Origin of the sequence: Actinoplanes sp. CA-252034, assembly GCF_050956125.1 — a bacterium.
Classification (GTDB): Bacteria; Actinomycetota; Actinomycetes; order Mycobacteriales; family Micromonosporaceae; genus Actinoplanes.
In genome coordinates this window covers 3,695,285-3,718,644 of record NZ_CP191846.1, presented here as the reverse complement: position 1 = coordinate 3,718,644, position 23,360 = coordinate 3,695,285, and the positions used below count along the sequence as shown (strand labels likewise).

Sequence of the window (23,360 nt, the reverse complement as noted above, 5' to 3'; positions counted from 1 at the left end):
CGAGTGACGCACCTCCCCCGGTCGGGTGATGGTGGCGACCGCCGGGCTGATGCGACGGTCACCGGCCACCGGTCACGGCTGCCGGAAGTAGCCCCCGGTCGACTCGCCACCCGGCGCGCTCGCCACGCAGTGCAGCGTGGTGTCGGCGCCGACCGGGATCGGCCAGACGTCCCGCCGCCACTTGCGGGTCTTGGCCGGCTCGCTGCTGCGCGACGTCATCGCCTGGGCGGAACAGGCCTCGGCGAGCCCGGTCCGCTCGATCAGCGGATCCGCGTCGTCGATGCGCACCCCGCCGGCCGGCATCGGCACCGCCCGGAACGTCTCCCAGTAGTGCGGCTCGGCACAGTCCACCGGCCGTGGCGGCACCGCGAGGCCACTGTTGGCGGTCAGCCCACCCCAGCACATCGGCTCCACCGGACAGAAGGCGTCACCGCAGGTCACGAAGCCCTGCGGCTCCCAGTCCTGACCCTGCCCACCGGCGACCGCCGCCGACGACGTCGAGGGCACCTGCATGACGGCCTCGCCCTCGCCGTCCTTCGCGAGCAGGCCCCAGCCGAGCACGCCGACGAGCGCGAGCAGCACCACGGACAGGGCGGCGAGCAGCACCGGCAGGCGCTTCGGCGACGACGAAACCGCGGCGGGCCGGGGTGCGGGCGTCGGCGTGGCGGCGGGCGCGGGCCCGGTCACCGACTCACGGGCGGCGGCGCCGAACGCGGCCGCCGACGGCCAGCGGTCCCTCGACTCGATCGCCAGGGCCCGCTCGACGGCCGCCTGCACGCGTACCGGCAGGGTGACCTTCATCGTGCGCGGGCCCTCCTGAAGCCGCTGCAACGCCACCGCGTACGGGCTGTCGCCGACGAACGGCCTCTCGCCGGCCAGGCACTCGTAGGCGACGAGGCCGAGCGAGTACACGTCGCTGAGGGCGCCGGCGGGCTCGCCCCGCACCTGCTCGGGCGAGAGGTAGGTCGGCGTACCCAGAATGGCTCCGGAGACCGTCAGGCGGCTGGCCGCCTCGTGCCGGGCGATGCCGAAATCGGTGATGACCACCGAGCCGTTACGGCGGACCAGCAGGTTCGCCGGTTTGATGTCGCGGTGCACCAGGCCCTCGTCGTGAACCGCCTGCAACCCGATCGCGGCCTGCTCGATCAGCCGCATCGTCTCCTCCGGGGCGATCCGCCCCTCCCGGGCCAGCCGCTGCGCCAGTGACTCGCCGTCCACGAACTCCATCACCAGGTAGTGAACGCCCTGGTCACGGCCGAAGTCGTGGATCGACGCGACAGCCGGATGATTGATCCGCGCCATCGACGTGGCCTCCGCCTCGAACCGCTTGGCGAAGTCCGGGTCGTCAGCGACCGCCGGCAGCATGACCTTGACCGCGACGGTACGCCGTAGCACCTCGTCGACGGCCAGCCACACCTCACCCATACCGCCCGCGCCGAGGCGCTGCTGGAGGAGGTAACGGGTCCCGAGTCGCGCACCGGCCTGAAGCACCGCGACAGCTTAGAGGCCGTCCGACGCGGCGAGGTATCCGGCGAGCGCCTTTTTCAGCTCCCGGACCAGGGCCGCCCGCTCCGGCTCCGGAGCAGCGACGATGCCGCCCATCAGCGCGGCGACGATCTGCACCGCGACCGTCGAGCTGCGGCGCACGTCCTCGTCGGGCAGTTGCGGCGATCTGGCTCGCAGCAGCCCCGCCACCCGGTCGGTGACACCCGCGTGCAGTGGCTGGCCCCGCTCCCCGATCAGCACCTTGGCGCCCGGGTTGGCCACGTGGAAGAAGACCAGCGGATCGACGACCCGGGAGACCACGTCGGGCAGCGGCAGCTCGGTCACCGCGGTGTCGTCGAAAGCGGCCGCGTGCGCCTCCCGCAGCTCGTCGAGCAGCCGCTGGGACAGCGCGTCGGCGATCGCCTCCTTGTTCGGAAAGTACTGGTACAGCGAGCCGGGCGACATGCCGGCCCGGGCGGCGATCGCGTTCGTCGACGTCCTGTCATATCCGGACTCGGCGAAGAGGGCGAGAGCCGCGTCGAGGATCTCGCTGATGCGCTGCCGGCCGCGCGCCTGCCGTTTGACCAATGAGCACCGTCCCGGGCGTCGCTTGACGAATACGAGTGGTCGCTCGTATTCTCACTTCACGAGCGATCGCTCGTATTCACCGGGAGCTTACCAGGGGTGAGTCCTGTGCTCTTCCGTCATCGACGTCTGATCCTGCTGGTCGCCGCCCTGCTCACCCTCGCGCTGGCTGTTGTCGCCGCGGGGGCGATGACCACGCTCGTGCTCAGCCGGTGGGAGGCGCCCGGCAGCGAGTCCGTCCAGGTGCAGGAGCTGCTCGAGCGCGACCACCACACCGGCAACGCCAATCTCGTGCTGCTGGTCAGCGGCGTGATCGACGATCCGGCCGTCGCCGCCGCGGCCGATGACGTGGCCACCGGACTGCGCGGTGAGGAGGCGGTGGCCGACGTCTGGTCGTACTGGTCGCGCCGCGGCGACCCGACGATGCGCAGCGCCGACGGCCGGCACGCTCTGATCCTCGCGCACGTCACCGGCGACGCCACCAGCGCTCGCCTGCACATCCGGGAGCGCATCCTTCCGGCGTACACACGGGACACCGGCCTGATCCGGGTCGCCGTGGGCGGTGCCGAGGCAGTCGCCGGCCAGGTCAGCCAGCAGGCCACCCGCGACTTCGTGCGCGCCGAGGTGCTCATCCTGCCGGTCATGGTCGTGCTGCTGTTCATTCTCTACCGGCGCTTCCGGCTGGCCCTGCTCACCCTGGGCGTCGGCCTGTTCGCGGTCGTCGGCACGCTGGCCGGCCTCCGTGTCCTGGCCGGCTTCACCGAAGTCGCCACGTTCGCCGCCAACATCACCCTCGTCATGGGCATCGGTCTCGGCATCGACTACAGCCTCTTCGTGATCGCCCGCTTCCGCGAGGAGCTGGCAGCGGGAGCACCCGTCCCCGCCGCGGTCGGCACCACGATCCGCACCGCAGGCCGCACGGTCGTCTTCAGCGGCCTGACCGTGGCCGCCTCCCTGTCGGCGCTGCTGTTGTTCCCGTTCGCGTTCCTCAGATCGTTCGCCTACGCCGGCATCCTGGTCGTCGTCCTGGCTGTCGTCGGCGCCTTGACGATCCTGCCCGCCGCCCTCGCCGTCCTCGGCCCCCGTGCCCAGCGCCGCACTCGCCCGTCCCCGCGCGAGACTGGATTCTGGTTCCGCATCGGCAGCCGCGTCATGCGCCGACCCGTGCTGTTCACCGCGCTGGGCCTCCTGGTCGTCGGCGTCCTCGCGGCCCCGCACTCGGCCTGCGCCTGGGTCTGCCCGACGACCGGGTCCTGCCCACGACCGCAACCACCCGCCAAACCTACGACGTCATGCGCCAGGTCCTGCCCACGGAGCCGCAGGACGCCCTGCACATCGTCCTCAGGCGGCCAGTCACCCTGCCTGCCGGCCCCTCCTCCGACACCAGGGCCCCCAACGTCGCACCTGCCGACACTTCATTCGCCACCACCCCACCCGGTGGCGCTCCAGGCGGCACCACCCCACCCAATGGCGCTCCAGGCGGCACCGCCCCACCCGATGGCGCTCCAGGCGGCACCACCCCACCCAATGGCACTTCAGGCGGCACCACCTCATCCGGTGGCACTTCAGGCGGCACCATCCCACCCGGTGACACGTCGAGTGGCAGCCTGACCTCAGCCGACGTCGCCGCCTACGCCGCCGCGGTGTCCGGTGTGGCAGGGATCGCGCAGGTCAATTCCACTGCCGGAGTGTTCGTCGCCGGTGTCCGCACCGGTGACGGCCCCGCCGACCTGGTCACCTCCGCCGCTCCGGGCTCCACCGTCCCCACATCCGCCGCCCGGCTCGAAGCCGTCCCCAGCCGGGAGGCCCTCGCCGGCACGGACACTCCGGCCCTGGTCGCCGCCGTCCGCGCGGTCCCAGCCCCACCGGGCGGAGTCCTGGTCGGCGGCTACCCGGCTGAGCTCACCGACTTCCGGGCCATGTTGACCGACCGGATTCCACTGGTGGCGGCGGTGCTGCTGGCCATCTCGTTCGTCATCCTGTCCGCGATGTCCCGCAGCCTGCTCATCCCCGTGAAGGCGACGATCCTCAATCTGCTGAGCCTGGCCGTCATGTTCGGCGTCCTGGTGACGGTCTTCCAGAACGGGTTCCTCGCCGACGCCCTGGGCTTCACCCCGATCGGCACCCTGGACCCGGCATTCCCGATCCTGATGTTCTGCGTCGCCTACGGCCTGTCCATGGACTACGAGGTCTTCCTGCTCGCCCGCATCAAAGAGCGCTACGACGCCACCGGCGACAACACCCGAGCGGTCCTCGAAGGCCTGCAGCGCAGCGCCCCACTGGTGACCGCCGCCGCCACGATCCTGGCCGTGTCCTTCGCCCTCTACGCCACCGGCGAGGTCATGTACCTCCAGATGGTCGGCGTCGGAATCGCCGTGGCCATCCTGGTCGACGCCACCGTGATCCGCGCCGTCCTGGTCCCGGCCCTGATGCGCCTGGCCGGCCACGCCAACTGGTGGCCCGCCAACGTCAAGCCACGTGCGGCGGCCGGCCGCCGAGAGCGTATTCCCGCCGGATCATCCCGTTGAACGCCTATCCCCCACGGTCACGTCTCCGGAACGTCCCGGCCTGCAGAGACGTCGACCACGGCCGGCTGAGTCACCGGCGCCAACCCACCGAGGTTGAGCGGGTAGGCGCCCCCGGTCACCGGCACCGCCGATTGCTCGGCCCGATCCGCCACCCGAACGGAAGCGCGAGCACCGCGGACTACGGCCCCACGACTGTCATCTTCGGTCCCCGGCCAGGCTCACCAACGCCTCGGTGTCCTCCCTTCGCTTCCGTTCCCCGACCACCCCGGCCTGCCCGTGTCGCCACCACTAAGACATGCATCCGCTTTCCCCTGCGGCCTGAACCACCAGCACCGAGATGCCCCGATGCGCTCCTGGGTCACCGCATCCATCGGCGACGAGCCGCCTCTCCGAGCACCTTCAAACACGCCTCGGAATCAGTCACCGCGTCAGGGGAGCTCACCGCGTCGACACCGCCCACGCCGGTGCGGGACCTCCTCGTCCCGGCTCAGTCACCGCGTCAGGGGAGGCCACCGTGCCGACACCGCCCACGCCGCTGCGGGACCTCCTCGTTCCGGCTCAGTCACCGCGTCAGGGGAGGCCACCGTGCCGACACCGCCCACGCCGCTGCGGGACCTCCCCGTTCCGGGATCGCCGGGCGCATCCCTCCGTGAGCCACTCAGGTAAGCCGTGCGGCACACCCATACCCGGCCGGCGAGGTGAACAGAGCCGGCGAACGCACCTGCCCGACAGGCGGGCGGGGCCGCCGGGACGCACCTGGCCGGCAGACGGGCAGGGCCGGCGGAGGGGCAAGGACACCGGACGCACCTACCCGACGGACGAGCAGGGCCGGCGACGGGCAAGGACACCGGGCGCACCTACCCGACGGACGAGCAGGGCCGGCAGGACGGGCAGGGCCAGCGGACGGGCGGGGGCGGGGAATGTGCCCGGACAGGGACGGAGTCGTCAGGTGGGTGGCCGCTTCCGCCCCCGGGATCCGCGTGTCGGTCGGACCCGCCCCGATCCCGCCATCGGATGCCGACGACCTCGCCGGCCGGTGGCAGGGCCGCCTGATGACGGCCCTGCCCCCGGTTGGATCAGCGGGCGTCGGCCAGGGCGGCGAGGGACTGGGCGGCGCGGAAGTACTTGTTGCGGCCCAGCTCACCGATGGTCTTGACGCCGAGGGCGTCGCGGATCAGCTTGCCCCCGGACACGCTCACGCCGGCCAGGGCCTCGACCGGGGCGTCCAGGATCTCTTCCAGGCTCTTGTCCTGGTACGCCTTGTCCAGCACCTTCGACAGGTCGGCGGTGATAGCCACGTTTCCTCCATACGACGTCTACAGTGGACCTTCCGGGCGGGCAGCCTACTTGATCATCTTCGGTCGGTTCCGCGCGGTAGGGTGCAATCATCGGACCAGCGGAAACACTCTTAACGGAGGCTATGGTGAGCGCTACCGAGGCCGCGCTGCTCGACGCCGAGCACCGCCTGCAGCAGGCCCAGCGCGACGGCGACGTGGGTGTGCTGGACGCGCTGCTCGACGACCGCCTGATCGCGATCGGCCCGGACGGCACCCGCTTCCGCAAGGATGACGATCTGGACGCGTACCGGTCCGGCAGCTCGAAGATCGACACCCTCGTCGAGGAGGACCTGGAGGTCCTGGTCGCCGGCTCTACCGGTGCCACGTTCGCCCTGTGCGCCGTGACCGGCACGTTCAACGGTGAGCCGTTCGCGGCCCGCCTCCGCTACGCCCGCACGTGGGCGTTCGACGAGACGACCGGGTGGCGCATCGTCGCCGCCCAACTCTCCCCCGCCTGACCGCCGCCCGGTCCCGCGGCGCTATCCGGCCCGCAGGTCCCCGAGCACTTCGGTGGCCTCGGCGCGCAGCTGTGCCGGACAGCCCCAGTAGTCGTAGATGCCACCACGGTCGCTGTTCTGACCGCAGATGACGAACACGCCCGTACCCAATCGGCGTTTGAGCTCGGTGGCCAGCCATCCCACGAAGCCGCTGTTGTCCATCTCCGGCGGGAAGTGGAAGGAGAAGACGGCGAAGCGCTCGCCCCCGGTCGCACCGGCGGGCGCCAGCCAGGACCATCGGTCGTCGTCCCGGACCACCGCGAGCAGGTCGGCCGTCAGGGCCGGCGGCTCGCTCAGCGGGGCCTCGAAGAAGGACCATTCGCCGTCGAGGATGTGTAGCCGCGCGGCCGCGACGACCGCGCGCAGACGCTGCCCCGTCTCCTCGGGCGACTCCCGGCTGATGCTCACCGTGCGGTGATCCTGCACGGCATCGCACGCCGGCGCAGTCGTCTCTGCCACATCCGGGCGGCCGACCGTCAACCGAGCAACCGGGGCGCGGATCGAGAGGCGAGGAAAGGCGGCGCCGGGGAGGCGGTCCCGAAGGCGGCTGGTCGCTGTTGCGGTGACTGTCGTGCCGGTAGGTGTACCCGGTCGGCGGTTCGGGTGCCAATGGCGCCCTCCGGCCGAGGACGGCCGAGTGCGCCCGGTGCCGGGAGTGGGTTCGGGCGCCCGTTACAGGGGCGGTGAAGGTGGGCACACCTGCCGCCCGGCGGGTGACGTGGACACAGACTCCAACCTCGGAAGCTCGACTAGAGGCGGCCACCGGGACGCCCGACCGCGGGATGCGGCCGGGCGTTCGGATAGGCGAGGCAAGGCCAAGCGCGGCCAGGCCGGCCAAGGCCAGCCAAGAAAAGACGACGCCGAGCAAGGCCAGGCGAGGCCAGGCAGGGCAGGGCGAGGCCAGGCAGGGCAGGGCGAGGCCAGGCAGGGCAGGGCGAGGCCAGGCAGGGCGAGGCCAGGCAGGGCGAGGCCAGGCAGGGCGAGGCCAGGCAGGGCAGGGCGAGGCAGGGCTAGGCCGAGCAAGGCGGCGGGCGAGGTCAGGCGAAGAGGCGGGCCATGTTCTCCGGAGCGAAGAACTCGGCCGGTGAGGTGACGCCGGAGTTGAGGCGGGTGAAGGCGTCCATCTTCTCCTGGTCTCCGGCGATCGCGCCGACCAGCTGGATCGTCTGCTCGTCCGGCGGCTGGAGGGACGCGATGCCCAGGGTCATCTGGTAGAACGGCATCGCCCGGGCGTCGCGGCGGGCCTGGTAACCGGGCAGGTCGTCGTCGGCGATGGCGTCGGCGAGCAGCTCGGCGTCGAGGAACGCGTCGGTGATGCCCTGCGCGGTGATGTAGTCGCGGGAGTAGCCGGCGTCGCCGACGAGCGCCCACCCCGGGCCGTGTGGCACGCGGAAGTAGTTGTGCACCGACGCGCCGACCCAGCGGGTCTCCTGCTTGGCGTCGCGGTAGCGGTCGGCCCAGGCGGGGGCCGTCTCGAACATCGTCGCGAAGGTGCCGTCGATGTCGTTGCGGTGCTCGGCGAGCTCGGAGTGCGGCCAGCCGCCGATGACCATGGTCAGGTCGTCGTTGGTGGGGCAGACCGCCCAGCCGCGGCCGGGCCGGCTGTACGCCTCGAACGTCCCGTCCATCGGCAGATTGCTGAAGTAGGCGTAGTAACCGACGGTGAGCGGCGGATGGTCCTCGTAGGCGGGCGCGTTCACCGCCTTGGCGACCACCGAGTTGCGACCGTCGGCGCCGACCACGATGCGGGCGTGCTCGACCGTTCCGTCGAGGCCCCGGATGCCGGTGACCCGGCCGTCGTCGTCGACCAGCACCTCCTCGACCGTGTAGCCCTCGCGGAACTCGGCACCGGCGGCGACGGCCGCGTCCAGGAGGATCTTGTCGAGCAGGATGCGGCGGGGTGCGTACGCATGAGGGTTGTCGGGTGTGCCGGGCGCACCGCCGACGGTGACCGGCCCGAAGTCCGTGGTGTACCGCCTGACCGGCGGCACACCGGTAGCGATGACCTGGTCCAGTACGCCCCAGCGGCGGAGCGCGGCCACGCCCGGCGGGTGCAGGACGTGGGTCGACACCGTGTCACTGGGGAACGTGTCGCGATCCACCAGCAGAGTCCGGTATCCGCGTTTGGCCAGCAGCGCCGCCAACGGGGACCCGGCGACGCGCGCCCCCACCACGATCACATCGTATGTCGTCATCTATCTCCCCTAGCCGATCTCCAGGCCATAGTGGAGGCTCGCGGTTCGCCTGTCGATGGGCCACCCGGGTCGCGTTCGGCGAATCATCCGGCCGGTCCGCCTCGACAGGTGGAGGGGCTATTGTCGGCCGCATGCCCAAGCGTCGCTGGATCATCACCGGGCTGGTGGCCGGTCTTCTCGGCCTTGCGATCGGCGCGACCGCGGTCGCGGCCCCGTCGATCGCCGCGATCGCCTGCCCGCAATGCTACGGGTTGTCCAGCCTGGGCGAGGGCGTCTACGCCGAGCGCGACGACGACGCCTATCAGCGGATCGTGACCACGGCGGAGCAGCGGATCAGCGGCTTCTACGGCGAGCGGACCTCCGATGCCCGGGTGCTGATCTGTGCCACCGAGGAGTGCTACCAGAGCATCGGTGGCGGCGGGGAGAAGGGGCAGGCGTTCGGCCGGTGGGCGCTGCGGCTGTCACCGGACGGGGCGAACGAGACGATCGCGACGCATGAGCTGGCGCACATCGAGCTGCACAAACGGCTCGGTTCGGTGTATGAGTCGGTGCCGGACTGGTTCGACGAGGGCCTTGCCGTGCTGATCTCCGACGACGCCCGTTACCTGGATCCGGCGAACGGCGGCAACCGGTGCCGCGTCCCCTACGAGGAGGCGGCGCCGATCGTCGACGCGGACTGGGCGACGTTCGGGGACGCCGGGTCCGACCGCAAATACCTGCTGGCGGCGTGCGTGGTGACCCACTGGGTGGACGAGCACGGTGGAGCGGCCGGCGTCCTCACGATGATCAGCGACATGCGCGCCGGTAAGAAGTTCAGCGAGCTTCAGTAAGCCACCCGGCGCGGCCGCCCGGGCATCAGTCACCGCGGGGCTCCAGGTCCACCACCCGGTCCGGCCAGCGGGACAGCAGGGCCGGATCGTGGGAGACGACGAGGACGCCCAGGCCGGTGGTCTCCTGCTCGGCGGTGATCACGGCCGCCACCAGCGCCTGGGTGGAGGCGTCGAGCATGGTGGTCGCCTCGTCGCACAACAGGTAGCGAGGACGGTTCGCCAGGGCGCGGGCCAGGCAGGCGCGTTGCAGTTGGCCGTCGCTGACCGCGTGCGGGCGCCGGGCCAGCAGGTCGGCGGTCAGCCCGGTCCGGTCGGCGAGCTCGGCGACACGGCCGGCGATCGCGTCCCGCGGGTGCCGGACGGCGTGCAGCGGCTCGGCGATCAGGTCGGCGAGGGTCAGGCGTGGGTCGCTCGCGGCGCGCGGGCTCTGGAACAGCAGACCGATCCGGGTGCGGACGACGGCCGGCACCCGATGGCGGACTCCGGTGACCCGTTCGCCGTCGAGGGTGACGTGCCCGGCGTCCGGCTGGTGCAGGAGCGCGAGGACCCGTACCAGCGTGGACTTGCCACTGCCGGACGGACCGCGAAGGCCGACCGTCTCGCCCGCCTCGATGGTCAGGGAGGCGCCGTCGAGGACGTGCCGGCCGTCGTATCCGGCGCTGACGCCGTCGGCGACGAGGCTCATGCGAGCACCTCCGCGGTGGTGAGCGGGTGGTGGCAGGCGACCGGCCCGGCCGGCTGGGTCGCGCACGCCTCGCTCACCCGGTCGCAGCGCGGCGCGAACGCGCATCCCTCCGGGAGCGCGGTCAGCATCGGCGGATGGCCGGCGATGGCCCGGAACTCACGGTTCGGGAGGGCATTCCGGAGCCCTCGAGTGTACGGGTGACCCGGCGCCCGAAACAGATCATCCGCCGGCCGGTGCTCGACGATCCGGCCGGCGTACATGACGGCGACGGTGTCGGCGACGCGTTCGGCCGCGGCGAGGTCATGGGTGATCAGCAGGACCGCGGCGCCGTCGTCGCAGCGGCGCCGGAGCAGGTCGAGGGTGTGGTCGACGAGCGGCCGGTCCAGTCCACTGGTCGGCTCGTCGGCGATCAGCAGTGGCGGTTCGGTGGCCAGTGCCAGCGCCGTGGCCAGTCGCTGCGCCATGCCGCCCGACAGCTCGAACGGGTACCGTTCCAGGGCCGCCGGGTCGAGCCCGGCCTCCAGCGCGACCCGGTCGGCCAGCCCGGGGTCGCGTCCGTGTGCCTTGAGCGTCTCGGCGAGGAGCCGCCGGCCCTTCCGCACCGCGGTGAGCGCGGTGGCGGGACTCTGCGGGATGAGTCCGACCCGCCGGCCCCGGATCTGCCGGGCCAGCGTCCTCTCCCCGCACCCGAGCAGATCCACCGCCCGGGACGGACCCACCACCCCGGACGGACCCCCTACCCCGGGCGGACCCACCACCTCAGAGGGATCCACCGCCTCAGAGGGATCCACCGCCCCGGACGGATCCGCCGCGCCGGGGACATCGACCGCACCGAGCAGGGCTCGGCCGGTGACCGTGGTGTTGGCGGGCAGCAGGCCCAGTAGGGCGTGGGCCAGCACCGACTTGCCGCACCCGGATTCGCCGACCACGGCCAGGAGCTCGCCGGGGCGTACCGTCAGATCGAGGTCGGTCACAGCCTCGACGACCGCGTCGCGGAGGTGGAAGCGGACGGTGAGGCCCTCGATGGCCAGCAGTGGGTTCACAGGTTGAGCTCCGCACGGACTCGGGGGTCGAGACGGTCGCGCCATCGGGCGGCCAGCGCCGCGATGGCGAGGGTGACGACGACGATGACCGCGCCGGGGACGATGCTCGCCCACCAGGCGCCGGTCAGCAACGAGCGCTGACCGTCATTGATCATGTTGCCCAGTGATGCCAGATGCGGTGGCAGGCCGAGGCCGAGGAAGCTCAGCGAGGTCTCGTGCCAGACCGCGTGCGGGATCATCAGGGTGGTGGCCAGGGCGATCTTCGGGAGCACGTGCGGGAGCAGGTGCCGGGTGAGGATCCGGGCGCGGCTCGCTCCTCCGGCGATGGCGGCGTCGATGAACGGGCGGGTGCGCAGCGACAGCAGCTCGGAGCGGACGATCCGGGCGGTGGACAGCCAGTGGGTGAGGCCGATCGACAGGATCACCGCGCCCAGGCTGGGCCGCAGCATCGCCACGATGAAGATGCCGAGCAGCAGGTGTGGCAGCGCGGCGACGGTGTCGACGACGCGCATCAGCACCCGGTCGACCCAGCCGCCGAGCAGGCCGGCCAGCCCGCCGACGACGCCGCCGATCACCGTGGCGGCGAGGGCGGCGACCACGCCGACCAGCAGCGACACCCGCAGTCCGTAGATGCTGCGGTGCAGCACGTCACGGCCGAGGTCGTCGGTGCCGCCCGGGTGGGCGGCCGACGGCGGCAGCGCGACCCGGTCGAGGGCGACGGCGCTCTGGTCGAGTGGGGCGATCAGCGGCACGAGGAGGACGGCACCGGCCGCGACGAGCAGCACGACGAGCGGCACGGAGACCCGTGCCCGCCGCGCGGTCAGCAGGTCAGCCATCGATGCGCACCCGGGGGTCGGCGGCCGTGTAGGCCAGGTCGGTGAGGAGGTTGGCGGTCAGCACCACCGCCGTGGTGATCAGGGTGATCGCGGCCAGCAGCGGGAAGTCGCTGCCGAGCGCCGCCTGCACGCTGACCGCGCCGAGGCCGGGCAGCGAGAACACCGTCTCGACCAGGACCGAGCCGCCGACGAGCTCGGGCAGGTGGGTGCCGACCAGGGTGAGGAACGGCAGGAGCGCGGTGCGCAGGGCGTGCCCGAACAGGACGGTCCGGCCGGCCAGGCCGCGGGCCCGGGCGGCCAGCACGTGGTCCTCGCGCAGGCTCTCGGCGACCGCGTCGCGGACGAACAGCACGAACCATGGGGCCTGGGAGATCGCCAGGACGGTCACCGGCAGCACCAGATGGTGGGCGACGTCGGTGAACTCGACACCGGTGGCGCGGACGTCGGTCAGGCCGCCGGCCGGGAACCAGCCGAGGCCCAGCGCGAACACGGCGATGGCGGCGAGAGCGATCCAGAAGACCGGCATCGACTCGACGGCGTACGCGGCGGCCCGCACCCCCCGGTCGAGCAGCCCGCCGTGTCGGTAGGCGGCGACGGTGCCGAGGGCCAGGCTGCCGATCAGCACCACGGCGAGGGTGATGCCGATCAGCAGCAGCGTCCATCCGGCCCGGGCGGCGATGACCGATCCGACCGCCTCGTGACGGGACGTGGACCAGCCCAGGTCGCCCTGGAGGAGGTTGCCGAGCCAGCGGAGGTACTGCACGGGCAGCGGATCGTCGACGCCCCAGTTCTCCCGGATCTGCCGCAGGCTCTCCTCGCTCATGGTGAAGGCGGCGGCCCCGGCGTACTGCTTGGCCGGGTCGATCGGGGACGCCGCGCCGAGCAGGAACATGCCGATGCTGGTGGCCAGGAGCACCGGCAACGCGAAGGCCAGCCGCCGCCGGATCACTCTGATCATCGGCGGGTCCAGGTGTGGATGTTCCACCAAAGGCTGTTGGCGACGTCGTGCTCGTGGGCCTCGACGCGCGGGGTGACCCCGGCGACGTCGTCACGGACCACATAGGTGTGCCGCAGGTAGGTCAGGAACACCCACGGGGCGTCGGCGGCGAGCTGCTGCTGGAAGGTGGCGTAGGCGGCCTGGCGCTTCGCCGGGTCGGCGTTGTCGCGGCCGTCCTGCAGCGCACGGTCGACGATCGGCGAACGGTAGCCACCGGGGTTGAAGAAGCCCTGCCCGGCGAACTGCGAGCCGAACAGCTTGTAGGAGACGAAGTCCGGGTCGTACGGCGTGCCCCATCCCATGATCAGCGCGTCGCTCGTCATCCGCGGCTCGATCGCGTCCCAGGTGAGGCCCTCCGGCCGGACCTCGATGCCGGCCTTCTTCGCGTCGGCGGTGACGGCGAGCGCGAGTTCCTTGCGGAGGCTGTCGGTGGCCGGGTACATCAGCGTGAACTCGGCCCGCTGCCCGTTCTTGGCCCGGATGCCGTCGGCGCCGGCGACCCATCCGGCCTCGTCGAGGCTCACCGGGACGGGCTCGGTCGCGACGTGGAACGGCGAGGTGGGCGGCACCGGGCCGTACGCGGCATCGCCGGCTCCGGCGAGCACACCGGTGACCATGGCCGTCCGGTCGACGGCCGCGTTGAGCGCCCTGCGGATCGCGATGTCGCCGGTGACCGGGTCGCTCATCGGCAGCATGACGCCGCGGTAGTCGGCGGTCGGCGTCCTGTGCACGGTGTGGCCGGGGAACGCGGTGGCCAGCTTGGGGGCCAGCTCGACGGCGTCGAACTCGCCGGCGCGGGCCCGCTGGGCGCGGACGTTGTCGTCGGCGACGAACGCGACGATCACACCGCTGTTGGCGGGCTTTCCGCCCCACCACGTGTCGTTGGCGGCGAGGGCGAGCCGGTCGCCGGGTGTCCAGGAGGTGATCCGGTACGGCCCGGTCCCGACCGGCTTCTGGTTGAAGGTGGACTTGTTGACGTCCTGGCCGCGCAGGGCCTTCGCCGGGACGATGCCGAGGGTGAGCCGCTGCAGGAACGGGGCGTAGGCGTACCTCAGCGTGAAGACGACGGTGGACGGGTCGGGAGCGGTGACCCCGGTGAGCATGTCCAGGTCGGAGCGGAGCGTCGAGTCGACGGCCGGGTCCAGCACGGCGGTGTAGGTGAAGACGACGTCGTCGGCGGTGAGCGGGCTGCCGTCGTGGAAGGTGATCCCGGGGCGGAGCTTCGCGGTGACGGTACGCCCGTCCGCCGCGACCGTGGGCAGCTCGGCGGCGAGGGCCGGGACCAGGGTGTTGCTCGCGTCCCGTGCGACAAGGCCGTCGAAGATCAGTGCGGCGCCGTCCGTGCCGTACCCCAGGATCGGGTTGAGGGTGTCCGGCTCGCCGGAGGTGGCGACGACGAAGGTGCTGCCGGCCGATGTGGACCCGGTGGCATCCGGCGCCGAGCAGGCGGTGAGGGCCAGCACGGTGACGGCGGCGGTCCCTAGGAGACGAAGCATGCCGCCATCCTTGTGCTGTTGCACATTCATGGCAATAAGCGGTGATCAGTCCGACGGTTCTATTGCAAACTCATGGCAACTACACAAAGATGGGCACAGGGATGTACGCCGAAGGGCGCCCCGTCCGCCGGGACGCCCTTCACGCCGTGCTAGGGCCGGGCGTACTTCGGCACGTACTCCTGGCCGGAGATCTTGCCGATCGCCGCCATGATCGCCTCGGTGGCCGCGCGCCGCTCCCGGGCGCTCTCCGGATCACTGGCGATCGCCGCGAGCTGCACCGGCTTGCCGAAGACGACCCGCACCCGCGCCGGCCGCGGGATCACCGAGCCGGGCGGCAGCACCCGGTCGGTGCCGAACATCGCCACCGGCACCACTGGCGCCCCCGACTTCAGCGCCAGCCACGCCACCCCGGTACGCCCCCGGTAGAGCCGCCCGTCCGGTGAGCGGGTGCCCTCCGGATAGATCGCGAACGCGTTGCCCTTGCGCAGCACGTCGAGACACGTGTCCAGCGACGCGACCGCGGCCCGCTTGTCGTCACGGTCCACGGCGACCTGCCCGTCACGCGACATGAACCAGGACACGAACCGCCCGAACGGCCCGCGCCCGGTGAAGTACTCGGCTTTCGCCATGAAGGTGACGTGCCGTGCCACCGCCATCGGCAGGAACGTCGAGTCCGTGATGGAGAGGTGGTTCGACGCCAGCAGCACCGGCCCCTCGGCCGGCACGTGCTCGGCCCCTTCGACCCGCAATCGGACAGCCCTCTTGACCAGTTCGTACACGTCCGCCCTCTCCGTGAGCCCCGCTGACCCATGCCATTGTCGTCGGCGCGGACAACCGCGCGGGGTCGTACGCCTTACCAACTGCTACACGCCCCCGATGGCCTGGGTGATCGCCTGGATGAGGTGGGTGGCGATGACCGGCCGGTCGGTCTCGACCACGACGGTGGGGCCGATGTCGAGTGGCTCGCCTTCGGCCGCCCAGCGCGGCCAGTCCTCGGCGAGTCGCCGGGCGTCGTCGTGGACGGCGTGCCGGCCCCGGTTCCGGTAGCGTTCGGCGGCCACCTCGGGCGGCACCGAACACCACACCTCGACCGTGCTGACGGCTCCCGAACGGGCCACGCCCTCGACGACGAACCCCAGGTCACGGGGGCGGAACCACCAGCTCTCCAGGATGACGACACCCGGCGTGGCGGCCGCCAGCTCCCACATCACCCGCGACGCGACCCGCCCGAGAGCGCCCGGCGGAACCCCGGGCGCGGCAGCCGCCATCGCCTCCTTCAGGGCGTCCTTGCCGATCAGGGGCACCCGCAGTGCGGACGCGAGCCGGCGGGCGAGAGTCGTCTTGCCGGAGCCGGGAAGCCCGTTGATCAGAATCAGCCGCTGCGCCACAGACTGAATGCTGTCACCCGCATGCCTCCTGAGGCAGTGATCACGCGGACAGGATGCGGTCCTCCCCGGCATCGACGGCCCGCCATACCGGCCGGCTGCGGCACTCGGCCATCACCGCCCACCGCGCGACGACACGGCCCAGGTCGGCGACGAACTCGTCCACGACCTCGGTCGTCACGCCGGGCATGCAGATGATGTGGCAGAAGTCGCCGTCGACCGACAGCACCCAGCCGAACTCGGCGGTCAGCGCGGCCGGCGGCGTCTGCAGCACGACGGTGAACGCGTCCGGGTGACGGTAGACCGGCCAGCCGAGCGCGCTGATCCGCTCCACCGCGTACGCCGCGATCCGCCGGGCCCGCAGCGCCCGCGCCTGATGGCCGTTGCGGCCGTACATGGCGATGGCCGTCCACAGCAGGGCCGCGGCCTGCCCACAGCGGGAGCCGAGCACCGTGCTGTCCACGGTCGCGGTGTAGCTGATGTGCTCGCCCCGCTCGACCCGGACACTGTCGCGCATCACCACCACACCACACGGGATCGGCGTGCCGAGGAACTTGTGCCCGGAGATGGCGATGCTGTCGATCGGGCTGCCGGCGCCCAGGCCGAGCATCCCGTCCAGAGCCAGCGGGATGCCCGACAAGGCGGCGTCGACGTGGATGTGCCGGCGGGTCACGTGGTAGTCGTCGAGGATCGCCTCGATCCGGTCCCACTGGTCGACGGCCTCCCACAGGGTGGTGCCGGCGGTGGCGACCACGATCGCGGGACGGCCGCTGTGCCGGGCGACCAGCTGCTCGAAGTGGCCGTAGTCCATCTCCCCGTACCAGCTGTCGCGGACCATGGCGACGTCGTGCGGGTGGATGCCGAGCAGGCCGGCGGTCTTGCGGATCGAGTAGTGGCCGGCGTGGGTCAGGTAGAGCACCGCGTCCGGATAGCGGTCACGGGCCACCCGGAGCGCGGCGATGTTGCTCTCGGTGCCGCCGGAGGTGACATACCCCCAGCGGTCGTTCTGCGGCAGCCCGACGACGTCGGCGAACCACCGGATGACCTCGACCTCCAGCACGTTGGTGTGCGCGGCCCCGGCCGGCGCCGTGCCGGGATCACCGACGTTGTTGAACAGCCGGGTGAACAACCCCTGGGTCCGGCTCCAGTCGATGTCGGTGGCCGCCGGGAACCCGATGGTCCGGCGCTGTGCCTGCTCGGCGCGGGCGACCATCATGGTCAGCACCGCGTCGACGTCGATCAGCCCGGGGGCCCGGTCCAGTCTCAGCGCCTCGGACCAGTCCCCCGGCCATATCGCAGGCGCGTCCACCGGATTCACCAGACCTGACCGTGTGGATTCAGGTGCCCGGCCAGTGTCCTGGCCAGCTCCTCGAACGCCGGCCAGGCCTGGCGCAGCTGCGTGCCGAGCCGCTCCGGGACGTTCTGGGTGGTGGAGTAGACCTGCGTCGCGTCGAGCGGGTTGTTGCAGATCAGGTCGTTGCCCCGGCCGCGCTTGTTGTCGTCGCGGACCACCCTTATCTCCGAGCCGTCGACGAGCTGCGCCGCCCCCTCACCGGGGACGTAGCTCATCGCCTGGAGGCTGCTGATGCCCGAGCTGAGCAGGACCGGCACCACCTCGTACCACTGCCGGCTGTCGGTGTTGAGCGTCTCCATGCCGATCCCGACGTAGCGGGTCGGCGTCGACGGGCGCTCTATGTCACCGACGTTGACCATCAGGTAGTCGGGGTCGCGCGGATCCCACACACGGCCGGCCTTCTCGTGCTGGGCGATGAAGGTCTCGGCGGTGGCGTTCAGACCGGTCAGGAACGCGATCAGGTTGTCGTACTCGGGGCCGGCGTAACCCCATCGGGAGGCGCTGAGGACCTGGTATCCCAGGTGCTGCGCGGGCGCCTCGGTGACGAAGAAGAGGGTCACGCCGTGCGGGGCCAGCGGCTGGTCCCGGGAGTGCAGCCGCTCCAGCGCCCGGGTGACGTGGATGGCGTTGATCCCGCGCAGGCTGGTGCCGGCGCTGTGCCGCAGATACGCCCAGCGCCGGTCCTCCTGGGTCGGCCCGCCCGGCTGCTGCCACTGCGGCGGGGGCGGCGGCGGTGCGGCGTGCTGGTGCCAGGACGGCTGCTGCTGGTACGCGGGCTGCTGCGGATACTGCTGCGGCGGGTACTGCTGCGGCTGCTGCGGTGAGACGGGCGGCCCCCAGGGTGGGGTCGGGGAGCCGTCGTCCCAGGAGGGCTGAGCATGTCGGCCGGGGACGTTGTACGACATGGGATCTCGATTTCCCTTCGCGGGGCTCAGAGGTCGATGCGGTCGGGAACCGCGTACACGCTGGGCACGCCGTGGCTGATGCCCTCGTAGACCTGTGGCCGGGACCGGCGCAGGCTGACAGCCCGCCAGACACCGGCGATCGCGGCGACGACGAGCAGGGCGGGCAGGGCGTACGGAGCCAGTGAGCCGGGCTCGGCGCCGACCAGGGCGTCGAGCTGAAGGAGCATGGTGACCAGGATGGCGATGCCGAAGGCCAGGCCGAACAGCGGCGCGACGGTGGTGGCCCAGCCGCTCTCGCCCGAGTCGGCGTTGCGGGCGAAGTAGCGCAACGCGGCCGCCGCCGAGACGATCAGCAGCGCGAGCAGGCCCATCGCGCCGACGGTGCTGGCCCAGCTGAACAGGGTGGTGGCCGGGTCGGCGCCGGAGATAGCCCACACCAGCACCACGACGGCGGCGAGCGCGTTCTGGGCACGGCTCGCGCCGACCGGGGCGTCGGCCGCGGTGCCGGCGCCGGTGCGGTACAGGAACTGGTGCAGGACCTGCTCGCGGCTCATCGCGAACGCGTACCGGTTGATGATGTTGTGGAAGCTGATCAGCGAGGTCAGGATGGCCAGGACCAGGACGACGACGCCGAGGATGCCGAAGGCCGGGTGCACGCGCTCGGACAGCAGCGTCACCGGCAGATTGGGGTCCGCCTTGGCGGCGCCGGCCACCTCGGCGGTACCGGTCGCGGCCTGCATGGCCCACGCCGCGGCGGTGTAGACGCCGATCAGGCTCAGCGCGCAGATCATCATGCCCCGGCTGATCGCCTTACCGCGCTTGCCCTCGCCGCTGTCCTCCTCCTCGATGAACGCGGCCATGCCCTCGGGACCGGTGTAGGCGGCCAGGGTCAGGGCCACCGCGAGGCCGAGGCCGGGGACGCTCAGGCCGGCCGGGTCGAAGGCGGCGGTCGGAATGCCGTGCTGCGCGTCGACGAACCCGAAGACGACGAACAGACCCACGACCACGAGCGAGAGTACGAGTACGCCCATCACGATCTGGGTCGACAGGACGATGCGGCGGGTCCCGAGGACCGTCACGACACCGATCGCCGCGGCCGCGAACAGCCACCACGCGCCGATGCCGGTGATCCCGGACATGATCGATCCGAACAGTCCGTAGAGGCTGATCTGCAGGGCGTTGTAGGCGAGCAGCGCGACGAAGCCGGCCGCGACACCGCTCGTCGCGCCCAGCCCGCGGGCGGTGACGGCGTAGTAGGGGGCCGAGTGCGGGACCGCCCGGACCATCGCGGCGTATCCGACGAGCAGCAGCGTGACCACGCCGCCGACCAGTGCGAAGAGGAGAGGAAGCGCCGTCACCTCGGAACCGGCGTAGGTGGCGACGATACCGCCGACGAGAACGACCATCGGGGCGGACGTGGTGGCGCCCAGAGCCCAGGCTGCGCCCGCTGTGACCGTACGGCGGGCCATCGCCGCGGCTACTGTAGCCATGATTATCTATCTCCTTGAGGGGGGAAGGAGTCAGCAGGAGAGTTGTCCGATGTGGACGAAGCCAGAAGAGTAGTTGGTCCCGATCGGCCTCCTTCGCGAGGGTCGTGCCCACAGTTGATCAACTGAGCCGGAAGAACCTTACGCGGTGAACAACGGGTATGGCTATCAGTGACGTTCAATGTGCTGCGCGCCCCACAATCACCTTCGGTGACCGCCTTCCAGCGCGGGCCCGCAGCCGACTAGCACATACGTCGGAACGCATGAGAATTCAGGCCCGACAATTGCCATGACGATCAGGATTCCGTGGGCAGCGCCGGGTCACGCGAGGGAAAACGATCTTCAGCGCTGCAATATCCATCCGCCACAGACGGTGACATCACTTTCAGATCTCGCCGCATAGGATTTCGGCACCTCGTCTCACGAATGGGAAACGGAGGCCGGCCGATGCGGGTCCACCACCTCAACTGCGGCACCATGCGGCCCGCACTGACCCCCGGCGGACTGGTCTGCCACGTGCTGCTCGTGGAGAGCGGCGATGGCCTGCTGCTGGTCGACTCGGGCTTCGGTCTGCGCGACGCCGCCGATCCGGCACGCCGCATCGGCGCCGCGCGACACCTGATCAAGCCGGTCCTCGACCCTTCCGAGACGGCGTCACGGCAGGTGCAGCGTCTCGGTCACGACCCCGCGGCGGTACGCGACGTCGTGCTCACGCATTTCGACGCCGACCACACGGGCGGCCTGGCCGACTTCCCGCAGGCGCGGGTGCACCTGACCGCCGCCGAGTCGGACGCCGCCCAGCGCCCGCGCACCCGCAACGAGCGCTACCGGTACCCACCGGCCCAGCGCGACCACAACCCCCACCTGGTCGAGCATCACCCGGCGGCCGGAGACGGGTGGCGCGGATTCGCCTCGGCCACCGAGATCCGGCCGGGCGTCGTGCTGATCGCCCTGCCCGGTCACACCCGCGGCCACGCGGCGGTCGCCGTGGACGCCGGCGACCGCTGGGTCCTGCACGCCGGTGACGCCTTCTACCACCGCGGACAGATCGACGGCACCACCCCGGCCCGCGGATGCTCGTCGCCTCGGAACGGATGATCGCCCACGACCGCTCCCTGGTCCGTGCCAACCACGCCCGCCTGGCCGAGTTGTGGGCCGCCGCCTCGCCCGACCTGACCATCGTCAACGCCCACGACCCCGAACTGCTGCGCCGCGCCCAGGCCGGATGATCCGTCCACCGACCCGATGAGCCCGTGCCGCACGATCGCCGCGCCGCGCCGGGCGGGTCAGAGCGGGTCAGAGCGGGCGGGGGTGGAAATGCCGGAGCCCGGCCCGCTGTGAAAGCGGGCCGGGCTCGGCGGAGTTCCGGGACGTCAGCAGGCGGCCGCGACGACCTTCGGCTTGCCGCTGGTGGACGCCGGGACGGTCACGCAGGCGACACTGCCGCCGGAGTTGACCTGGGCGACGCCGTTGCGCACGACCTTGATCTTGATGTCGCCGAACGCGGTCTCCTCCGCGGCCTCCTTGAGGTACTTGGCGGGCTTGCCGCCCTCGGCGAGCGCGGAGAGGACGGCCTGCTGGCCGACCAGTTCCGCCCACACCTTGGCGTCGCCGCCCGTGCCGGTGCCGGTGCCCTCCGAGCCGAGGCCGCCCGCACCGACGAGGCCGGCGCCGGCCTGGCTGATCGCCTCGAAGATCGGGGCGACGTCGAGCTTGGTGGCGCCCTCCGGTGCGGTGATCTCGGTGCTGGTGGAGATCTCCACGCGCACCGAGGCACGGCCGGTGTTGCCCTCGACGAACTGCAGGAAGTTGACCTCGAACGCCTTGAACTTGCCGTTGTCGATCCACAGGTCGATCACGATCGGCTTGTCGGCCGGAGGCGTGTCGAAGCTGTCGCCGACAGCCCCCTTCAGGATCTCGCCCTGGTCCTTGGTGGCGAGCTTCTCGATCGCCTCGACCAGCCGCTTCGCCTCGGCGTGGGCCTTGACGGTCGACGAGGTCACGGTGAGGTGGGTCTCGTCGTTCGCGTCACGGACGACGTCGGCGCCGGTGAGCAGGTTTTCGGCACTGGTCTTGAACTCGGCGGCGAGCTTCTCGCTCTCCTCCTGAGTCGTCGGCGTGGTGGCGGCGGCGCCGCCCAGCTCCTTGGTGAACTTCTCCACGTCGGACGCGGCGATCGAGACCCACCCGCCGTCGATCAGCTTGTCGACGCCGGGGATCTCACCACCGATCTCGGCGGAGAGCTCATCGATCTCGGCGGCCGGAGCACCGAACTTGGCGGCGATCTCCTTGACCGGCACCTTGATGTAGGCGATCTGGTCCACGACCCGGATCTCCGCGCCGGTGAGGCCGTCGATCGTCGCGTTGATCAGCGCCTTGTCGTCGTTGACGCCCTCGGCAGCCTTGTCCCAGGCGACGGTGAACGACGAGTTGTAGATCTTGCGGAGGATGTCCGCGTCCTCGTCGGTGAAGCCCTCCTCGCCGGACTCCTTCTTCGCCAGGGCGATCAGGTCGTCGACGTTGCCGCCGGCCTTGATGGTGAAGCCCAGCTTGTCCGCCGCGCCGAGGTCCTCCGCGGCCTTCTTCAACTCGAGCTTCGGCTCGAGCTGCTGAATCTGGTCCGCACACCCGACCATGAGGGCCGCGGCGGCGACGCCGGCGACCGCGCCGGTCACAAAGCGCTTCATGCGCAGAGATCTCCATTCGAGAGGTAGAACGGCACTCCCCCGGTGCCGCGATTTGGCAGTGTACGAGCAACCGCCAAGACGATGCGCGTCAATTCCCCCGGTCAGGGTCGTCCGGCCGCCCAGTCGCGCCAGGTGGCCCGCCAGTCCCGGCCGTCCGCACGGTGGCGCCAGGCCTCCTGGGCAGCCGAGCTCGGCACGTCCGGAGAGAGGCCGGTGACCTTGAGAAGGATCTCGGCCAGCGCACGTCTGCGCAGGTCAGCGTCATTCCGGAACCAGTCGGCCTCGTGCTGGAGACTGGAGACGAGGTGCACCATGTCGCGGATCGAGCGCTCCGCGTCCGGATCATCACCGAGCTCCCTCTGTCGCAGCACCGCGGCCTCCCACAACTCGCCCGGGACAACTGACGAATCGGGCATCGCGCCGATTTCTACAGACCATTTCGAGTGCTCAATATCACGACTCAGAATGGTCTCGATCAGAACACGGTGCGGTTCCCGCGGAGCATTGGACCGCAGATGCTGCCAGGGCTGCACCGGGGAAGCGGTGGCCAGCCGGTCGAGCATCGGCGCCGGGTCGGCGAGCGTCACCACGGGCACCGGATCGGCCGCCCAGTCGCGACCGAGCACGGTGATGCGGATCCCCTCGACGTCGCAGCGCCAGGCCCGCCACCGGTCGCCCGCACGGACGGTCTCGGCCGGCACCGGCCGGCCGTCGACCAGAAGCGTCCCCGCCTCCTGCGACCAGTTGAGGCCGGCGTCGCGCCCCGCCCGCTGCTCCAGGAGCAGCCGCAACGGCGCGAGAGGACCGCGGGCCGACTCGACCTGGACCCACCGGCCGTCCGGCGCCGGATACTCCACCTGGACCGCGGTGATCTCGCCGCCGGTCTCCACGAGATTGCCGAACACGGCCGCGACCGGCTCCACGACAGCGGCCAGCGCGAAGACACGCAGGCCGCTGTCGTGGATCTCCCGGCTGATCCGGGCCGTCTGCCGCGCGAACCTCTCCTGCCCCATCGAGGCAGGCTAATC

The 23,360-nt window shown here is 71.4% G+C and carries 21 protein-coding genes and 1 pseudogene; 5 read left to right on the top strand and 17 right to left on the bottom strand.

Going from position 1 to position 23,360, the window contains the following annotated elements:
* Positions 1-72 precede the first annotated feature (72 nt).
* Both ACQPZW_RS16715 and ACQPZW_RS16710 read right to left on the bottom strand, forming a co-directional pair.
* On the bottom strand, positions 73-1,491 hold the full coding sequence (locus ACQPZW_RS16715) for a serine/threonine-protein kinase (RefSeq protein ID WP_433795795.1): 1,419 nt from the start codon (positions 1,489-1,491) through the stop codon (positions 73-75).
* A 9-nt stretch (positions 1,492-1,500) separates the two neighbouring features.
* Positions 1,501-2,073: a TetR/AcrR family transcriptional regulator gene (locus tag ACQPZW_RS16710; protein ID WP_433795794.1), complete on the bottom strand. Its 573-nt coding sequence runs from the start codon at positions 2,071-2,073 to the stop codon at positions 1,501-1,503.
* A 96-nt stretch (positions 2,074-2,169) separates the two neighbouring features.
* Between ACQPZW_RS16710 and ACQPZW_RS16705 the strand changes: the two genes are divergently transcribed.
* Complete coding sequence (locus ACQPZW_RS16705; RefSeq protein ID WP_433795793.1) at positions 2,170-3,681, top strand: MMPL family transporter; 1,512 nt, start codon at positions 2,170-2,172, stop codon at positions 3,679-3,681.
* Positions 3,682-3,722: 41 nt separating this feature from the next.
* Positions 3,723-4,598: an MMPL family transporter gene (locus ACQPZW_RS16700; RefSeq protein WP_433795792.1), complete on the top strand. Its 876-nt coding sequence runs from the start codon at positions 3,723-3,725 to the stop codon at positions 4,596-4,598.
* A 1,076-nt stretch (positions 4,599-5,674) separates the two neighbouring features.
* Here the strand turns inward: ACQPZW_RS16700 and ACQPZW_RS16695 are convergent.
* Positions 5,675-5,896: a hypothetical protein gene (locus tag ACQPZW_RS16695; RefSeq protein ID WP_433795791.1), complete on the bottom strand. Its 222-nt coding sequence runs from the start codon at positions 5,894-5,896 to the stop codon at positions 5,675-5,677.
* A gap of 122 nt (positions 5,897-6,018) precedes the next feature.
* On the opposite strand from ACQPZW_RS16695, the gene ACQPZW_RS16690 reads away from it, so the two are divergent.
* A complete protein-coding gene (locus tag ACQPZW_RS16690) occupies positions 6,019-6,393 on the top strand; it encodes a nuclear transport factor 2 family protein (RefSeq protein WP_433795790.1) in 375 nt (124 codons plus the stop codon).
* A gap of 21 nt (positions 6,394-6,414) precedes the next feature.
* On the opposite strand, the gene ACQPZW_RS16685 is transcribed toward ACQPZW_RS16690, so the two are convergent.
* Both ACQPZW_RS16685 and ACQPZW_RS16680 read right to left on the bottom strand, forming a co-directional pair.
* On the bottom strand, positions 6,415-6,840 hold the full coding sequence (locus tag ACQPZW_RS16685) for a DUF6196 family protein (RefSeq protein ID WP_433795789.1): 426 nt from the start codon (positions 6,838-6,840) through the stop codon (positions 6,415-6,417).
* A gap of 629 nt (positions 6,841-7,469) precedes the next feature.
* On the bottom strand, positions 7,470-8,627 hold the full coding sequence (locus ACQPZW_RS16680; protein WP_433795788.1) for an NAD(P)/FAD-dependent oxidoreductase: 1,158 nt from the start codon (positions 8,625-8,627) through the stop codon (positions 7,470-7,472).
* Between the two features lie 131 nt (positions 8,628-8,758).
* Here ACQPZW_RS16680 and ACQPZW_RS16675 point away from each other — a divergent pair, with 131 nt between their 5' ends.
* Entirely contained in the window at positions 8,759-9,457 is a 699-nt protein-coding gene (locus ACQPZW_RS16675) for a hypothetical protein (RefSeq protein ID WP_433795787.1), read from the top strand.
* A gap of 25 nt (positions 9,458-9,482) precedes the next feature.
* Here the strand turns inward: ACQPZW_RS16675 and ACQPZW_RS16670 are convergent, their stop codons facing one another.
* The 10 genes from ACQPZW_RS16670 to ACQPZW_RS16625 all read right to left on the bottom strand — a co-directional run bounded on the left by ACQPZW_RS16670 (position 9,483) and on the right by ACQPZW_RS16625 (position 19,648).
* Positions 9,483-10,142: an ABC transporter ATP-binding protein gene (locus ACQPZW_RS16670; protein WP_433795786.1), complete on the bottom strand. Its 660-nt coding sequence runs from the start codon at positions 10,140-10,142 to the stop codon at positions 9,483-9,485.
* Entirely contained in the window at positions 10,139-11,230 is a 1,092-nt protein-coding gene (locus ACQPZW_RS16665) for an ABC transporter ATP-binding protein (RefSeq protein ID WP_433795785.1), read from the bottom strand. The genes ACQPZW_RS16670 and ACQPZW_RS16665 overlap by 4 nt, the downstream gene beginning before the upstream one ends.
* Positions 11,182-12,021, bottom strand: coding sequence for an ABC transporter permease (locus tag ACQPZW_RS16660; RefSeq protein WP_433795784.1), 840 nt, complete (start codon positions 12,019-12,021; stop codon positions 11,182-11,184). The genes ACQPZW_RS16665 and ACQPZW_RS16660 overlap by 49 nt, the downstream gene beginning before the upstream one ends.
* Positions 12,014-12,979: an ABC transporter permease gene (locus ACQPZW_RS16655; protein WP_433795783.1), complete on the bottom strand. Its 966-nt coding sequence runs from the start codon at positions 12,977-12,979 to the stop codon at positions 12,014-12,016. Before ACQPZW_RS16655 ends, ACQPZW_RS16660 begins: the two co-directional genes overlap by 8 nt.
* Positions 12,976-14,514, bottom strand: a complete 1,539-nt coding sequence (locus ACQPZW_RS16650) for an ABC transporter substrate-binding protein (RefSeq protein WP_433795782.1) — start codon at positions 14,512-14,514, stop codon at positions 12,976-12,978. The genes ACQPZW_RS16655 and ACQPZW_RS16650 overlap by 4 nt, the downstream gene beginning before the upstream one ends.
* A 149-nt stretch (positions 14,515-14,663) precedes the next feature.
* Positions 14,664-15,293: a lysophospholipid acyltransferase family protein gene (locus tag ACQPZW_RS16645; protein WP_433795781.1), complete on the bottom strand. Its 630-nt coding sequence runs from the start codon at positions 15,291-15,293 to the stop codon at positions 14,664-14,666.
* 84 nt (positions 15,294-15,377) lie between these two features.
* The gene (locus tag ACQPZW_RS16640) at positions 15,378-15,902 is read right to left on the bottom strand and encodes an AAA family ATPase (protein ID WP_433795780.1); all 525 of its coding nucleotides are present in this window, start codon (positions 15,900-15,902) and stop codon (positions 15,378-15,380) included.
* Between the two features lie 40 nt (positions 15,903-15,942).
* A complete protein-coding gene (locus tag ACQPZW_RS16635; protein WP_433795779.1) occupies positions 15,943-17,208 on the bottom strand; it encodes a pyridoxal-dependent decarboxylase in 1,266 nt (421 codons plus the stop codon).
* Between the two features lie 5 nt (positions 17,209-17,213).
* Positions 17,214-18,158: a hypothetical protein gene (locus tag ACQPZW_RS16630; protein WP_433795778.1), complete on the bottom strand. Its 945-nt coding sequence runs from the start codon at positions 18,156-18,158 to the stop codon at positions 17,214-17,216.
* 26 nt (positions 18,159-18,184) lie between these two features.
* Positions 18,185-19,648 (bottom strand): APC family permease, encoded by a 1,464-nt coding sequence (locus tag ACQPZW_RS16625; protein WP_433795777.1) that lies wholly within the window; start codon positions 19,646-19,648, stop codon positions 18,185-18,187.
* A gap of 444 nt (positions 19,649-20,092) precedes the next feature.
* Here ACQPZW_RS16625 and ACQPZW_RS16620 point away from each other — a divergent pair.
* Positions 20,093-20,874, top strand: a pseudogene (locus ACQPZW_RS16620) (MBL fold metallo-hydrolase).
* A gap of 144 nt (positions 20,875-21,018) precedes the next feature.
* Here ACQPZW_RS16620 and ACQPZW_RS16615 read toward each other — a convergent pair.
* Both ACQPZW_RS16615 and ACQPZW_RS16610 read right to left on the bottom strand, forming a co-directional pair.
* The gene (locus tag ACQPZW_RS16615) at positions 21,019-22,332 is read right to left on the bottom strand and encodes a hypothetical protein (protein ID WP_433795776.1); all 1,314 of its coding nucleotides are present in this window, start codon (positions 22,330-22,332) and stop codon (positions 21,019-21,021) included.
* A 101-nt stretch (positions 22,333-22,433) separates the two neighbouring features.
* Positions 22,434-23,345: a hypothetical protein gene (locus ACQPZW_RS16610; RefSeq protein WP_433795775.1), complete on the bottom strand. Its 912-nt coding sequence runs from the start codon at positions 23,343-23,345 to the stop codon at positions 22,434-22,436.
* Between the last annotated feature and the right edge of the window lie 15 nt (positions 23,346-23,360).